The following is a 15,440-nucleotide window of genomic DNA, read 5'->3' as shown; positions in this document are numbered from 1 at the left end:
TTCGTCCTGAGCCAGGATCAAACTCTCCATTATAGAAGCTTGATTGCTCATGCTGGCGCACCAACCGTCCCCGAAAGAACGCGTTGGCGCTTGATCTGCATAAATGCTGATCAGTAGTTGTTTGCTCCGGCCGTTTTGCGCGACCTTCGCAGAAATCCGTTTCTCGCGACAAGCGCTTGAAACGTCTTTTGTTGACGTTTTGCTGTTCAGTTTTCAAGGTTCATCATTTCAGGCTGTCGTTTGCGACAACTTTATTAGTATACCTTTTATTCAATTCCGTGTCAACCATAAATATTATTTATGATATTCTTAACGTCATTGTTTCGCTGGCAACTTTATTAGTATATATCGTCCTTATTGCTATGTCAACAGGAACATTCACTTCTTTCTATTTCTGCTTCATCCTCGCCATCACTATACCACTCAAGCAACCTCACTTATTACGCCATCTAATTATACTATATTGGAAAAACATTATTTGTTTTTCCTTCTATATAGAAGAAGCCTCTACAAAAAAAGAAAAGCAATGCTGGAAAAGCCATTGCCTTTACTGGATCTTCACTTTTCGAACACGTGCTTCTCTCAATAGAAACAAATGCTTGCTCTCCGCAATTTTGCATTCAGCCGCGAGGTGCAAATCATAGTCCGCTGATAGGCTCTCCAGCATCTGCGCTTTTTTCAGCGTTTGTTTCACATCGATAAACTGGCTTATCAGCTGCTCATCAAATTCTTTTTTCAATTTCCCTTTTCTTGAAAACAACATCTCGAATCTCCTCTTACAGTTCACGCCGTCCTTCAAGCGCTTTGGATAAGGTTACTTCATCCGCATACTCCAAGTCTCCGCCGACCGGCAAACCGTGGGCAATGCGCGTGGTTTTGATTCCTGAAGGTTTGACGAGGCGAGAAATGTACATTGCCGTCGCTTCCCCTTCAATTGTTGGGTTGGTGGCTAAAATCAATTCGGCCACTTCTTCATCCTGCAATCTTCTTAGTAAAGAAGGAACGTTGATGTCTTCTGGTCCAATGCCGTCCATTGGAGAAATCGCACCTTGCAGCACATGGTACAACCCTCTGTAATCACGCATTTTTTCCATTGCAATGACATCTTTCGGATCTTGAACCACACAAATCGTCGTCCGGTCACGCTGCGGATCTTGGCAAATATGGCAAGGATCCACATCCGTGATATGGCCGCAATTCGAGCAGAAACTCAAATTCCGTTTCGCATCGACCAGCGCTTTCGCAAAATCGAGCACAGTGTCTTCTTTCATTCCAAGCACAAAAAATGCCAGCCGGGCCGCTGTTTTCGGCCCGATTCCTGGCAATTTCATGAAACTCTCCATTAATTTCGATATTGGTTCAGGGTAATGCATTCTGTTTGCCTCCTAGAACATGCCTGGAAGATTTAACCCCTTAGTGAATTTCCCCATTGTGGAATTCGCATGTTCATCCGCTTTTTTAAACGCTTCGTTTGTTGCAATCACCAATAAGTCTTGAAGCATTTCAACATCTTCTGGATCGACGACTGACGGATCCAAGACCATATCAAGCACTTCTTTATGTCCAGTAACGGTTACTTTCACCATGCCGCCGCCTGCTGTTCCTTCAAATTTCAATGTACCGAGTTCTTCTTGCGCCTCCGCCATTTGTTTTTGCATTTTCTGCATTTGTTTCATCATGCCTTGCATATTTCCTCCACCGCGCATAATTGATTTCCTCCTCTAATAGAATGTTTTAATCTTCGTGGATCTCCACAAAGTCTTTTCCAAAAAGCCGCTCCGCTTCTGAAATAAACGGATCTTCCTGAGATGCTTCCCCATCCGATGAAAACGGATGGTCTTCTTCAGTTTCCGCCTCTTGGTCATCGGTGCTCGTTTTCAAGCCGTTGCTTTTAATAAACTCTTCACGGATCTTCAGCCAATTGGCATCGGGCACAAAAACCGGTTTATAGGCTTTGCCGGTGTACTGCTCCAGCAATTGGCTGAAAGCAATGGCAAAACTTTGGTTGTCTGACGCCATCTGGCAATGAATATCATACTTGAATTTTAACACAAATGCATCTGCTGATGCCGCTACGGGCTCCGCTTCATTTAATAAAGCTGCGTGTGAGCGCTGCAATTGCGCCATGACGGTTGCCCAGTTGGTTTTAATCGCCTGTATATCCGTTTTGGTCGCATTTTTCAATACGTCTTGGATGCGGCCGGTCGGAATTTTAAAGCTGCTTTGCGGCGACTGGCGCCGTTTCGCTTCAACAGGAGCCGCTGCCGGTGCTTGTGCCGCTCCATTTTTCAATTGCTGCTGCAGCTCACGCACCATTTGTTCTAGCTGCGTAACTTTCACTTCCAGTTCCGGCGAAGCCGAAGCACCCGATCGAATCGGAGCGTCTGCTTGCACCATTTTCAGCAATGCGGTTTCCATGTAAATTTTCGTATGGTTGGAAAAGCGCATTTCCTGCTGGGTTTTCGTCAACACGTCGATCCAGTCATAAAGCGTAGCCGCTTCAAATTGTTTGGCCAGTTCTTCAAACCGTTCTTCGTGGCTTGCTAGCTCCAGCATATCGTGTAGATCCGGTGCTGTTTGAATCAACAGCAAGTCCCGGAAAAACGTGATAAAGTCTTCCACGAGCCGCACCGGGTCTTTGCCGTCCCGCACGAGCCGCTCAAGCAATGTCAACGCCTGCCCGATGTCTTTTGCAAGCAATGATTCAGCAAGATCGTAAAACATGTCCTGGCTGATTGATCCCGTTACAAGAAGCGCATCTTCTACGGTCATTTCGTCTCCACTGAAGGACACCACTTGATCGAGCAAGCTCAACGCATCCCGCATGCCGCCCGCTGCTGCTTGGGCAATGATTTTCAGCACTTGTTCATTATAAGGAATCTTCGCATCGGTCAGCACTTCGACCATGCGCTTCACCAAATCCACTTGCGTGTGCGATTTGAAATCAAAGCGCTGGCAGCGTGAAATAATGGTCAATGGCAATTTATGAGGCTCGGTAGTCGCCAGTATAAAGACGACGTGTTCGGGCGGTTCTTCCAATGTTTTCAATAACGCATTGAATGCGCTGTTCGAAAGCATGTGCACTTCATCAATGATGTAAATTTTAAAGTGTGAATTGGCTGGAGAAAAACGCACTCGCTCGATAATTTCCCGCATTTCTTCTACGCGTGAATTGGAAGCTGCGTCAAATTCAATAACATCCGTATTGGATCCGGCATTGATGCTTGTGCACGATGCACACTCGTTGCACGGTTCTGCAACCGGTGCACGCTCACAATTGAGCGCCTTTGCAAAAATTTTCGCCGCACTTGTTTTCCCTGTCCCTCTTGGCCCCGAGAACAAATAAGCGTGCGTGGTCTTATTGTAAAGGAGAGCATTTTGAAGGGTTTGTTTGATGTGCGACTGTCCCGTCATTTCCGAGAAAGTCCGGGGCCGGTACACACGGTAAAAAGCTTGATACGCCAACGTAGTTCTCTCCTTCTTGAAAATGTAATTTCCGTCCTTTTATTATACCATAAATTCGGTATTGTTCTGAACGGTTTCGCTGCCTGAGGAGCTATTATTTATCTCTATAAATTGTAAGTACTATTAGTAAATTGCCGTTATTCCGCAAAACAGCTCCGCTTGCCGCGGGCTCTCGCCGAAATCCTGAAGGCAGTGAGGCCGATACTTTGCGACGAAGTGCGCAGCACTGCAGGAGCAATGCTCTTTCATGTTTCGAAGCTAGCGTAGCGATGCAGAAACAGTACGGGTTTCTCCGCTGGTTTGCTCCATATCTTCTAGCCTGCAAGCAGTAATAGAACGATCCTGCTGGTCATCTCTTCTGGTAATTAGAAATCTCTTAGCTTCGGCGCGTCCACGGGCTCGGCTTATTGCGAGAGCCAAGGAGGGACCCCAAAAACTTGGGGCACCTCCTTTGCGACGAGCTTGCGCAGGAGCAATCGTCTTTGCTCTTCCCAAAGCGACCGAAGCGGCTTATAAAAAAGCACCTTTTTAGTTTAACTTATAGACAAACAAAAAACCCGCCCGCTAATAAAAGCGAACAGGTTTGAATTCTAAGTTATTGCCGTGCACCTTTCTCTGACTGCTGCACACAAGCGTTACCCTTGTCGTTGGCTCGATCTAGGCGACCCCGCGGCACATGAGAAGTTCCACTTAATGCTGCTTCCTTCCGGACCTGACATGGTTCATGGGTTCCCATTGCGCAGGACCCAAACGTCAACACTACGTGCAAGAGGCAGGCCTTGCAATACAAACAGCCTCGGAAAGGGATTCAGTCCTGCTAGAGCGGATTGCAGGTTATAGGGCACCGCTACCTCCCCACCTAGCACGGCATTTATTAGTATACAAATTTATCGAATAAAAAGCAACGAGGAAGCTTGAAGAAATAGAAACACGCCTGTTTGCCGGCAAATCACACATTCTCCAAAAGAATCTCAAAAAAAGTTTCAAAATCTGTTGACAACCGGAAACGATACGTGATAAATTAATTCTTGTCTTAACACGGAGGAATACCCAAGTTTGGCTGAAGGGATCGGTCTTGAAAACCGACAGGGGAGTCAAATCCCGCGGGGGTTCGAATCCCTCTTCCTCCTCCATTTTTTTAAATTATTTATTCTTATACATATCAAAAGCAGCTGGCTTTCCGCCAGCTGCTTTTTTGTTTTGCCAGAAAAGTTATTTCCCAGGAAATAATACAATCATTCCAATAAAAAATCCCTTGAGCAACTCTCCGCTCAAGGGATAAAATCATTTTTTCAATATAGAAGACGTTTGCTGCATGAAATGGCCGATGCGTTCCACGATGCGTTCGGTGCATGTCGGGTCTTCCATCAAATCGTAATCGTTGATGTTCAAACGAAGCACCGGGCAGCCGTTGAAATTGTTGATCCAGTTCTCGTAGCGTTCGTGCATTTCAATCCAGTACTCGACAGGCGTCTGCTGCTCCATTGCGCGTCCGCGCTCTTGGATGCGCCCTAGAATGTCTTCAATCGACCCTTCCAAGTAAATCAAAAGGTCCGGATGCGGGAAGTAAGGCGTCATGACCATCGCTTCGAACAAATTCGTGTACGTTTCATAATCGACGTCGTTCATTGTGCCTTTTTCCCAGTGCATCTTCGCGAAAATGCCGGTATCTTCGTAAATCGAACGGTCTTGGATAAAACCGCCGCCGTATTCGAACATGCGCTTTTGTTCTTTAAAGCGTTCTGCCAAGAAATACACTTGAAGATGAAAACTCCATTTTTCGAAATCATCGTAGAACAAATCCAAATAAGGGTTCGAATCGACCTTTTCAAAAGAAGTGCGGAAATGCAAAGCATCCGCAAGCGCTTTGGTCATTGTCGATTTTCCAACGCCTACCGTCCCCGCAATCGTGATGACCGCATTTTCCGGAATTCCGTATTTTTCTCGCAAATTCATATTAATAAACTCCTTTTTTGTAAGGTTTCATCCACTTTATCAAAGATCAGTTTTAGATCTCCTTCGTTTTGGACAAAATCCATCTCGTCTCCATTAAACCGCAAAACCGGAATTTCCGGATGCTCGCGTTCAAAACGCTCAATAAACTCGTGGTAATCCGCCGATAACTGTTCCATATAGGCAGGCGAAATCATTTTCTCGAAATCCCGGCCCCGCAGCTTGATGCGCTTCATGAGCGTATCGAGGCTCGCATGCAAATAAATGACCATGTTCGGTTTCGGCATGTCCGCCGTTAAGATTTTGTAGATGGCTTCGTACTTTGCATACTCATCTACTGGCAACGTGCGTTTCGCGAAAATCAAGTTTTTGAAAATATGGTAGTCGGCCACGACCGGTTCTTGTTTGGAAATGAACTTTTTTTGAATATCCGACAATTGTTTATAACGGTTGCATAAGAAAAACATTTCCGTCTGGAAGCTCCATTCTTCAATGTCTTCATAGAATTTATTTAAAAACGGGTTTTCATCGACAATTTCTTTTAGCATTTGAAACTGATTTTGATCGGCTAAGGCTTTCGTCAAGGACGTTTTGCCAACACCAATCGGACCTTCTACCGTGATAAATGGTACCGGCATTAGAAGTCCTCCTTTTTTCTTTCGAATATTTACAATGCCATTTATTTTACCACAGACTCTCCGCTAAAAGTAGAACAAAAAAGCAACCCATTAATGGATTGCTGATTTAAACGTGCCTCCGTGGACTTCCTGTGTAGCCATGATCGTAAGAAACGCTTTTGGATCAATGTCGCTGGTGATTTGCCGCAATTTCGTAATTTCCAATCGCGTAACTACTACGTAAATGACGTCTTTTGTAGACTCTTCATAGCCGCCTTTGCCGTGCAGTTTTGTTACGCTCCGGCCCAAGCGTGAATTGATGGCCGCGCCTAATTCTTCATATTCATCCGACACAATAATGACCGCTTTCGTATCATCCAAGCCTTGAATGACCGCGTCAATGGTTTTGGAAGCGATATAATACGTTAAAATGGAGTACATTGCATGTTCCCAGCCAAGCACAAAGCCTGCCCACAGAAAGATGAACACATTGACGAACATGACAAACTCACCGACCGAAAACGGCAATTTGCGGGTCAATAAAATCCCGAGAATTTCCGTTCCATCGAGTGCTCCGCCGTTCCGGATGACAAGCCCGACGCCTGCGCCAAGAAGCAGCCCGCCGAATACCGTTGCCAATAAGGGATCGTCTATGACACCCGGTACTGGATGAAGCGGAAATTCAATAATAGCTAAAGCCACAATCGCAAAAATCGAAGACAAGAAAAAGTTCTTGCCGATATGTTTATAACCGAAAAAAAGGAATGGCAAGTTGATGACAACCATTAAAATACCAAATGGAATCGGTGTTAAAAAGTCCAAAATCAGTGAAATACCGATAATGCCGCCATCAATAATAGAATTAGGGACGAGAAACAGTTCAATTGCTACAGCAGCCATGGTGGCGCCGATTAAAATAAAAGCGTAACGCATGAGGAAATGCAAAAAAGTTTCCTTCTTATGTACTTTGGGCATCCAATCTCTCCTTGAGCATTAGGTCTACTACTATTTTAACTTAGTAAATGCCTTTTTGCCTTTCCTTGACTTTTATTTAGTAAGTTTTTTTATTAAAAAATGGTAAACTGATGCTTAAGGAGCGATATGCATGAATGGACTAGAGCAAGATCACTACTACATGAAGTTAGCAATAGAAGAAGCACAGAAAGCCGCAGCAAAAGGTGAAGTGCCGATTGGCGCGGTCATCGTCCATAACGGCGAAGTGATCGCCCGTGCCCATAACTTGCGGGAAACGACGCAAAACGCCGTAACGCATGCGGAATTATTAGCCATTCAAGATGCTTGCAACCACCTTGAAAGCTGGCGGCTTGAAGAAACCATCCTTTACGTTACGTTAGAGCCTTGTCCCATGTGCGCCGGGGCCATTCTACAATCGCGCATTCCCCGTGTCGTCTATGGGGCCCGCGATGCCAAAGCCGGCAGTGTCGATTCCCTTTACCGGCTGCTCAATGACGAACGCTTTAACCATCAATGCGACGTGAAAGAAAACGTCTTGGCTGATGAATGCGGCCAGTTATTGACCCAGTTTTTTCGCAACATCCGGGAAAACAAAAAGAAAAAGCGGAAGCCGCTATAAGGCTTTCGCTTTTTCTTCGCCCAAAAATTGGCCAATCAGCAAATTCAAGGTATGCGGCTGTTCGTGGTGAATCCAGTGGGTGACATCGTCCACAAACACCAAATTGCCGTCTTCGCAGAAATTCAAACTTTCTTTAGCCAGCATCGGCGACAAAAACTGGTCGCCTTTCCCCCAGATTATGCGTACCGGCACGGTGATTTTCCGATTTGGCACCTGCAGCACATTGCCTTCCCGAATGGCGCGGTACCAATTGAGCATCGCCGTCAATGCCCCAGGCTGTGCCCAGGCTTCCCGGTAAACCGCCAATTCCTCGTCCGAAAACGCACCCGGCTTGCTGGTCGAGACTAAACTGTTCACCATCGTTTTGAAATAATCGGCAGCCAGCGCTTTTTCCGGCAGCTCCGGCAATTGGAAAAAGGCGATATACGAGCTCCTCACCCATTGCAGCGGATTTTTCGCTAGTACCCGCGGCATTGCTTTCGGATGCGGAATGTTCACCGCAATCAGCTTATTGACATATTCAGGCTTTGTCGCCGCCATATGCCACGCCACTGCGCCTCCCCAATCATGGCCGATGACAATGGCGCTTTTTTTGCCGAAATGGTCGATCACTCCCGTAACGTCATCCCTTAGCAAATCGAGGGTATACTGCTCAATCCCCTGCGGTTTGTCGCTTAAGTTATAGCCCCGCAAATCCGGCACCGCCACACGGTAGCCTTTTTTCACAAGCGGCCCTATCTGATGCCGCCAGCCATACCAAAATTCCGGGAACCCATGCAGCAGCAATACCAGCGGTCCATCTTCCGGCCCTTCTGCAACAACGTGAAGCGTAATGCCATTGGTCTCTACAAAAAGATGCTCCATCGAAACGCCCCTTCCAAACAGTTTTCCTCTTCTATACCCGTTCTGAGAAAAATAAAAGACCTAAAAGCCGTCAGCTTTTAGGTCCTTGGGATTTTATTTGATAACTTCTTTGCCGCCCATATAGGGACGCAAAACTTCTGGAATGACAACCGTCCCGTCTTGTTGCTGATAGTTTTCTAAAAGTGCTGCAACCGTCCGGCCGATTGCCAAGCCGCTGCCGTTCAATGTATGCACAAATTCCGGTTTGCCGTTTGCTTCACGGCGGAACTTGATGTTTGCGCGGCGTGCCTGGAAATCTTCAAAATTGCTGCAAGAAGAAATCTCGCGGTACATGTCTTGGCTCGGAATCCAAACTTCGATGTCGTATTTCTTTGCTGCCGTAAAGCCAAGATCGGCTGTACACATTTTCAAGACGCGGTATGGCAACCCCAGAAGCTGAAGAACTTTCTCCGCATGCCCCGTCAATTTCTCCAATTCGTCATAAGAATCTTCCGGCTTCACAAAGCGCACCAGCTCGACTTTATTAAATTGGTGCTGTCGGATTAGCCCACGCGTGTCACGGCCTGCAGAACCGGCCTCAGAGCGGAAATTCGCGCTGTAAGATGCGAAGGCTTGCGGCAGCATATCGCCTGCCAAGATTTCATCGCGGTAAAAGTTCGTAACCGGCACTTCAGATGTCGGAATCATAAAGTAATCTTCTTTTTCAATCAAGAACGCATCTTCCTCGAATTTCGGAAGCTGGCCTGTTCCCGTCAAGCTTTCGCGGTTGACAAGATATGGCGGCAGCATTTCTTCATAGCCGTGTTCTTCTTGGTGAAGGTCCATCATGAAGTTGATGAGTGCCCGCTCAAGTCGCGCCCCAAGGCCGCGGTAGAACACAAAGCGGCTGCCTGTGACTTTTGCTGCCCGTTCAAAATCAATGATGTTCAAATCAGTGCCCAAATCCCAATGCGGTTTAGCTTCATACGCAAATTCCGGCTTTGTGCCCCAAGTGCGGATTTCCACGTTGTCGTCTTCAGAATCGCCGACCGGTACACTGTCGTGCGGAATGTTCGGCACACGCATCATGATGTAATTTAGTCGGTCTTCCACTTCACGCAAAACATCGTCGATTTCTTTGATTTGCTCGCCGACTTCACGCATTTTCGCAATGGCTTCATCCGCATTTTCTTTATTGCGCTTCATCACCGCAATGTTTTGAGAAGCTTCGTTGCGCTCCGCTTTCAATTTTTCCGTCTGGGCAATCAATTCCCGGCGTTTTGCGTCCAGTTCTTCAAAATCCTCCAGAACCGAAATGTCTTCCCCGCGTTTTGCGAGTTTTGCTGTCACTTCTTCAAAATTAGCGCGTATATACTTAATATCCAACATGAAAATTCCTCCTTTAAATTTACGTCAATGAAAAAAAGACAACAAAAATAGCCCCTATCCCTGGAAAGGGACGAGAGCTACCCGCGTTGCCACCCTGATTGATCGGCCAAAGCCAATCCTCTTCATCACATAACGGCATTTAAACCGGCAATGGCTTCAACCGCCATGCAACTCCGGGGTGGATTCAAACGCGTTTTTCACCGGTTCGCACCAACCACCGGCTCTCTTAAGAAAAACAATCGTTTTACTAGTTCCCATCAACGTTTCTACTTTGAAATTAATCATACTTTACTATAAAGCCTCACGTTTGGCAAGAGGGTGTCGGTATGGAAAAACTCTATCCATTTCCAGTATACTAAAAGTGACCCCATAAAAAAGGCCATTTTTGCTTTCTTAACCAGGCCAGAAGGAGAACCACATGGACATGCTGATGTTTCAGCTTCAACGAAACAATGACACCCCGCTTTACCAGCAGCTTTATCAAGAAATCAAAGAAGCCATCATCAGCGGCAACATTTCCGTTAATACGAAATTGCCCAGCAAGCGCAAACTGGCCGATTTTTTGGCCATCAGCCAAACAACGGTTGAACTCGCCTACGGACAGCTTGTTGCAGAAGGGTTTATTGAATCTCGGCCGCGTAAGGGCTATTACGCCCAGCCCGTAGAAGAACTGGCTTATTTGGATGTGCCACACCATGAGCCGGTGATCCATGAACAAATCGACTATCGATTTGATTTTCACTCGGGAAAAATCGATACGCCGTCTTTTCCGTTTTCAACTTGGCGCAAAATCGCTAAAGACGTAATCGACGAATCCAATCATGAACTTTTGCTGTCTGGCCATCCGCAAGGAGACGAAACGCTGCGGCAAGAAATCGCACGCTATTTGTTTCAATCGCGCGGCGTGGTATGCGATGCCGGTCAAATCATTATCGGCTCCGGAACCGAGCAGTTGATGCCGCTGCTTATTCGCCTCTTGCCAAAAGCACTGGAATTTGGTTTTGAAAATCCGGGATATGCCTTGACGCATAATATTTTTAGCCATTATGACCGAAAAGCCGTCCCAATTGCAGTAGACCACGACGGACTGAGTGTAAAAGAACTTGAAGCGTCCGCTGTAGATGTCGCCTATGTTACACCTTCCCATCAGTTTCCAACAGGCGCGGTGTTGAGTGCGACAAGACGCTCCCAATTATTGAATTGGGCTGCTGCTGGCGATCGCTATATCATTGAAGACGACTACGACAGTGAATTCCGCTATACAAGCCGTCCCATTCCAGCGCTTCAAAGTATGGATAAGAGTGGGCGGGTCATTTACATTAGTACATTTTCAAAATCGCTGATGCCTTCTCTGCGCATTGCTTATATGGTGCTGCCTAAACAACTAATGCGTGCGTACCGCGAAACGTTTCTTCACTATTCCTCCACCGTGCCGCGCTTGGAACAGCAGCTCGTGGCGCGTTTCATGCAGGAAGGACATTTCGCCCGGCATTTAAACCGCATGCGCAAGTTGTATCAAAAAAAACTGGAGAAATTGACGTCTTCGCTGCTTTTATTCGCACCAGTAGTAACAATTTCCGGTGAACAAGCCGGCATGCACATTGTGCTGACCGTTGAAACTGCACGAACTGAAAAAGAATTAATCGATTTAGCCAAACAAGCTGAAATTCGGATAGCGGGCTTACAGTCTTATGATGTGCATGAAAAAGCCGTTTTTCCTCCCCAAATCATTTTGGGGTTCGGCGGATTGCCTGAAGATAAAATTGAGCAAGCCGTAGAACGCTTAATGGCATGTTGGGGCATAAAAAAAAGCAGTTCATCTTCATAAAAGATGAACTGCTTTTCCGATTTAAAAAATGCTTTTTACAAAATCAGTAGCTCCGCCCCACATAGAAACGAAGAAACTTCCAACCGCTTGCATAGATAGCGAGAACCAGTTCGCGCGTTCTACTTTTTCAGCAGCCACCACGTTTACTGCACTTGCCTTTTCATCCAAATAGCCGTAGTCTTCTCCGCCTTCTTTGGAGATTTTAACAGTTCCGACCACTTGGTCTTTCTTAACGGCCGCTTCTAATTTCCCATCTTTCAAAAGCGACTCATCGATCACCAATTCCGGTTTGTACGAATCTTTATCGTTTGTCCGGATCATCATTGAAATCGGTTCTTGTACTTCAATATTTACTTCATCTTCCTTACCTTTTGTAATTGGCAAAGTTTCATTTCCTTTAAACTGATAACCGGCAGGAACAATTTCTTCAGTCGTAAACTGGCTAAATCCAAAATCGAATAGTGTACGGGCTGCATCAAAGCGAGCTTCATAAGAACCGACGCCTTTGTTGTCTACAGCTTTCATGACTACCGCGATCAAACGCTGATCACCGCGTGTAGCAGTTCCTGTAAAGCAATGTCCCGCAAAATTAGTCGTACCGGTCTTTAGGCCATCTACGCCTTCATATTCATAAACCAATCCTGGCAGCATGAAGTTCCAGTTCGGCATATTGGTTGCATCTTCTGTTCCTTCACGGAACACAGCTTTTGGAACGCTTGTTGTTTCTAAAACTTCTGGGTATTTATCCAATAAAATCTTTGCCAATTTCGCAACAGAACGTGCTGGCATGACATTTTCATCTTTATCGCCAGTGCCTTCAGGGTGCATGCCCATCAAATCGGCATTGTTTAACCCAGTCGAGTTAACAAATTTCGTATCTTTAAGGCCAAATTCGGCTGCTTTCTCATTCATCAATCGTACAAATTCACTTTCAGATCCTGCAATCGTTTCAGCAATCCCAATCGTAGCAGCATTGGCTGAATAAATCGCCATTGCTTGGTATAGCTCTTCGATCGTATAAGATTCTCCAACACGCAAAGGCACGTTGCTGAGCGTCCGATCTTGTGAAATCTTGTATGTATAGTCAGTTACCGTATATTTTTGATCCCACGTAATCCGGCCTTCTTCAATGGCTTCAAACATCAAATACTCAGCCATCATTTTCGACATACTCGCGATGCCTAGAGCAGCTTCTGCATTTTTTTCATATAAAATTTTTCCCGTGTCAGCATCTACCAAAATTGCAGCATCTGCCATAACATTTAAAGAATCTTCCGCTTTTGCTTGCTGCGGAACGAGAATCGTTAGTGCAAATATAGCAATCATAGTCAACAACATTGTCATTCTTAAACCTTTATTCACTTTATTAATTACCTCCGTCTTTAGTTTCCCCTAGCCATTCTATCATATTCTGGATGTTCTGGAACAAAAACATGAAAAAAGCACTCTTTCCACCTATAATCTGACGAAAAAGAGTGCTAAATTATTCATTTATTTTAGATTGAGTAGTTAGGGGATTCTTTTGTGATTTGCACATCATGCGGATGGCTTTCACGTAATCCTGCCCCAGTCATACGGATAAATTGAGCTTCATTGCGCAAGGTCTGTAAATCCGGTGTCCCACAATAGCCCATTCCTGCACGGATGCCGCCGAGCAATTGGTGGATCGTATCGGCAAGCGGCCCTTTATAAGGAAGACGCCCTTCAATTCCTTCTGGCACCAATTTTTTTGCTTCATCTTGGAAGTAACGGTCTTTTGATCCTTTTTCCATAGCAGCAATAGAACCCATGCCGCGGTAAGTTTTAAAACGGCGTCCTTGGAAAATTTCAGTTTCTCCCGGGCTTTCAGTTGTGCCAGCCAGCAAACTTCCTAGCATGGCCGCATGGCCGCCTGCTGCTAAACCTTTAATGATATCTCCAGAATATTTAATTCCGCCATCGGCAATAATTGCTTTGCCGTGTTTACGCGCTTCTGTTGCACAATCATAAATTGCGGTGATTTGTGGAACGCCGACCCCTGCTACTACACGAGTAGTACAAATTGATCCTGGCCCAATTCCGACTTTAACAACATCTGCCCCTGCTTCAATCAGTGCTTTTGTTCCTTCAGCAGTCGCGACGTTTCCAGCAATAATGGCCAAATCAATATATTCTGTTCGGATTTGCCGAACCATTTCCAATACACCTTTTGAATGGCCATGAGCTGTATCCAACACAATGACGTCCACATGCGCTTTTACTAACTCTTCTACGCGTCTCATTGTATCTGAAGTAACCCCAACTGCCGCACCGACCAACAAACGGCCATGTACGTCTTTTGCAGCATGCGGGAATTCAATGACTTTTTCAATGTCTTTGATAGTGATCAAGCCTTTTAATATCCCTTGATCATCAACAATCGGCAATTTCTCAATTTTGTATTGCTGCAAGATTTTTTCTGCATCTTCCAGTGTGGTTCCAACTGAAGCTGTTACAAGCTTTTCTTTCGTCATCACATCATTGATTTGCAAAGAATAATCTTGGATAAAACGCAAATCCCGATTGGTAATAATGCCGACCAACTTTTGCTCTTCTTCATTATTTACAATAGGAACTCCAGAGATGCGGTACTTCGACATTAAATGTTCCGCATCAAACACTTGATGCGTAGGAGTCAAGAAGAACGGATCCGTAATTACGCCATTTTCAGATCGTTTTACGGTCGTCACTTGTTCCGCTTGCTCTTCGATGCTCATATTTTTATGAATGATGCCAAGACCGCCTTGGCGCGCCATAGCAATTGCCATTTTCGCTTCCGTTACCGTATCCATCCCCGCACTAATAATAGGAATGTTCAACTTGATTCCCGGTTTTAACTCCACGGACAAATCCACATCTTTAGGCAAAACTTCTGATTGAGCTGGTACAAGCAAAACATCATCAAAAGTTAAACCTTCTTTTACAAATTTAGACTCCCACATAATTGACATGCCTCCTGCTTCCTTATGAATATTATTGTAAGGTTATCAGCGTGCCTATAGGGTGTCAAGAAAACGAAAATAGAAAAACTATTCCGAATAATTGTTTACAGCAATCTCTTTACGTCTTCCTCCATTTTTTTAGGGGAGGTTTGAGGTGCATACCGTTTCACAACGTTCCCCTCGCGATCCACTAAAAATTTTGTAAAGTTCCATTTGATGCCTTCTGTCAACAATCCCTTTTGTGCTGACGTTAAGTATTTAAATAAAGGATCCGCATTTTCTCCTTTTACATCAATCTTCGCAAACATTGGAAAGCTCACGCCATAATTTACTTGGCAAAACTCCATCGTCTCGTCTTGATTATCGAATTCTTGATCATTAAATTGGCCACTCGGAAAACCTAAAATTTGGAGCCCTTGACCTTTATATGTTTCATACAAATTTTGTAGTTCTCCAAATTGCGGAGTAAACCCACATTTGCTTGCCGTATTCACAATAATCATCGGTTGCCCTTTGAATTTTTCCAACGATTCTTTTTCCCCATTTGGTTTCTCTACTTCATATTCGTATATCGAGCTCATGCGAAACATCTCCATTTCTTATTTTCTTTTAGAGTAGCGCTAGGAAAGAAGATGTACAAGAAATATGATTAAACGGCAGATATAAATAAAAAGAACGCAAAAAAGCCGCTACCGGGAACCGGTAACGGCTTCTTTGACTGGTTGCCCAGCGACGTCCTACTCTCACAGGGGGAAACCCCCAACTACCATCGGCGCAAAAGAGCTTAACTG

At 45.2% G+C, this 15,440-nt stretch carries 15 protein-coding genes, 1 tRNA gene, 1 other RNA gene and 1 other annotated feature; of the genes, 3 read left to right on the top strand and 14 right to left on the bottom strand.

Annotation, left to right across the window (positions count from 1 at the left end):
* The 6 genes from ACRRQV_RS17985 to ffs all read right to left on the bottom strand — a co-directional run.
* The coding region (locus ACRRQV_RS17985) for a hypothetical protein (RefSeq protein ID WP_432533658.1) at positions 1-217 on the bottom strand (217 nt) is incomplete at its 3' end.
* 330 nt (positions 218-547) lie between these two features.
* On the bottom strand, positions 548-763 hold the full coding sequence (locus tag ACRRQV_RS17980; RefSeq protein WP_432533655.1) for a YaaL family protein: 216 nt from the start codon (positions 761-763) through the stop codon (positions 548-550).
* 13 nt (positions 764-776) lie between these two features.
* On the bottom strand, positions 777-1,373 hold the full coding sequence (gene recR / locus ACRRQV_RS17975) for a recombination mediator RecR (RefSeq protein WP_432533652.1): 597 nt from the start codon (positions 1,371-1,373) through the stop codon (positions 777-779).
* Positions 1,374-1,385: 12 nt separating this feature from the next.
* Positions 1,386-1,706, bottom strand: a complete 321-nt coding sequence (locus tag ACRRQV_RS17970; protein ID WP_432533649.1) for a YbaB/EbfC family nucleoid-associated protein — start codon at positions 1,704-1,706, stop codon at positions 1,386-1,388.
* Between the two features lie 28 nt (positions 1,707-1,734).
* On the bottom strand, positions 1,735-3,465 hold the full coding sequence (gene dnaX / locus ACRRQV_RS17965) for a DNA polymerase III subunit gamma/tau (RefSeq protein WP_432533646.1): 1,731 nt from the start codon (positions 3,463-3,465) through the stop codon (positions 1,735-1,737).
* Positions 3,466-4,066: 601 nt separating this feature from the next.
* Positions 4,067-4,333: signal recognition particle sRNA large type (gene ffs, locus ACRRQV_RS17960), an RNA gene on the bottom strand.
* A 172-nt stretch (positions 4,334-4,505) separates the two neighbouring features.
* On the opposite strand from ffs, the gene ACRRQV_RS17955 reads away from it, so the two are divergent.
* Positions 4,506-4,598: transfer RNA gene (locus ACRRQV_RS17955), tRNA-Ser, on the top strand.
* Positions 4,599-4,749: 151 nt separating this feature from the next.
* On the opposite strand, the gene ACRRQV_RS17950 is transcribed toward ACRRQV_RS17955, so the two are convergent.
* The 3 genes from ACRRQV_RS17950 to ACRRQV_RS17940 all read right to left on the bottom strand — a co-directional run bounded on the left by ACRRQV_RS17950 (position 4,750) and on the right by ACRRQV_RS17940 (position 7,010).
* Positions 4,750-5,421, bottom strand: coding sequence for a deoxynucleoside kinase (locus tag ACRRQV_RS17950; RefSeq protein WP_432533643.1), 672 nt, complete (start codon positions 5,419-5,421; stop codon positions 4,750-4,752).
* On the bottom strand, positions 5,418-6,056 hold the full coding sequence (locus tag ACRRQV_RS17945; protein WP_432533640.1) for a deoxynucleoside kinase: 639 nt from the start codon (positions 6,054-6,056) through the stop codon (positions 5,418-5,420). The genes ACRRQV_RS17950 and ACRRQV_RS17945 overlap by 4 nt, the downstream gene beginning before the upstream one ends.
* A gap of 90 nt (positions 6,057-6,146) precedes the next feature.
* The gene (locus ACRRQV_RS17940) at positions 6,147-7,010 is read right to left on the bottom strand and encodes a YitT family protein (protein ID WP_432533637.1); all 864 of its coding nucleotides are present in this window, start codon (positions 7,008-7,010) and stop codon (positions 6,147-6,149) included.
* A gap of 130 nt (positions 7,011-7,140) precedes the next feature.
* Here ACRRQV_RS17940 and tadA point away from each other — a divergent pair, with 130 nt between their 5' ends.
* Positions 7,141-7,629: a tRNA adenosine(34) deaminase TadA gene (tadA, locus tag ACRRQV_RS17935; protein WP_432533634.1), complete on the top strand. Its 489-nt coding sequence runs from the start codon at positions 7,141-7,143 to the stop codon at positions 7,627-7,629.
* On the opposite strand, the gene ACRRQV_RS17930 is transcribed toward tadA, so the two are convergent.
* Together ACRRQV_RS17930 and serS are read right to left on the bottom strand one after the other, a co-directional pair.
* On the bottom strand, positions 7,624-8,493 hold the full coding sequence (locus tag ACRRQV_RS17930; RefSeq protein ID WP_432533631.1) for an alpha/beta fold hydrolase: 870 nt from the start codon (positions 8,491-8,493) through the stop codon (positions 7,624-7,626). The genes tadA and ACRRQV_RS17930 overlap by 6 nt on opposite strands.
* 93 nt (positions 8,494-8,586) lie before the next feature.
* On the bottom strand, positions 8,587-9,861 hold the full coding sequence (serS, locus tag ACRRQV_RS17925) for a serine--tRNA ligase (protein ID WP_432533628.1): 1,275 nt from the start codon (positions 9,859-9,861) through the stop codon (positions 8,587-8,589).
* Positions 9,862-9,924: 63 nt separating this feature from the next.
* Positions 9,925-10,131: a binding site (T-box leader), on the bottom strand.
* Positions 10,132-10,279: 148 nt separating this feature from the next.
* Between serS and ACRRQV_RS17920 the strand changes: the two genes are divergently transcribed.
* On the top strand, positions 10,280-11,689 hold the full coding sequence (locus ACRRQV_RS17920) for a PLP-dependent aminotransferase family protein (RefSeq protein WP_432533625.1): 1,410 nt from the start codon (positions 10,280-10,282) through the stop codon (positions 11,687-11,689).
* Positions 11,690-11,710: 21 nt separating this feature from the next.
* Here the strand turns inward: ACRRQV_RS17920 and ACRRQV_RS17915 are convergent, their stop codons facing one another.
* From ACRRQV_RS17915 to ACRRQV_RS17905, 3 genes are all read right to left on the bottom strand, one after another.
* Positions 11,711-13,015 (bottom strand): D-alanyl-D-alanine carboxypeptidase family protein, encoded by a 1,305-nt coding sequence (locus ACRRQV_RS17915; protein ID WP_432533622.1) that lies wholly within the window; start codon positions 13,013-13,015, stop codon positions 11,711-11,713.
* Between the two features lie 170 nt (positions 13,016-13,185).
* Positions 13,186-14,649, bottom strand: coding sequence for an IMP dehydrogenase (guaB, locus tag ACRRQV_RS17910; RefSeq protein WP_432533619.1), 1,464 nt, complete (start codon positions 14,647-14,649; stop codon positions 13,186-13,188).
* A gap of 104 nt (positions 14,650-14,753) precedes the next feature.
* The gene (locus ACRRQV_RS17905) at positions 14,754-15,230 is read right to left on the bottom strand and encodes a glutathione peroxidase (RefSeq protein WP_432533661.1); all 477 of its coding nucleotides are present in this window, start codon (positions 15,228-15,230) and stop codon (positions 14,754-14,756) included.
* Positions 15,231-15,440 lie beyond the last annotated feature (210 nt).

It is taken from the genome of Planococcus sp. YIM B11945 (assembly GCF_050864155.1).
In the GTDB taxonomy this organism is placed as follows: Bacteria; Bacillota; Bacilli; order Bacillales_A; family Planococcaceae; genus Planococcus.
Note: the sequence above shows the minus strand (reverse complement) of the source record. Positions and strands in the feature narration are given on the sequence as shown.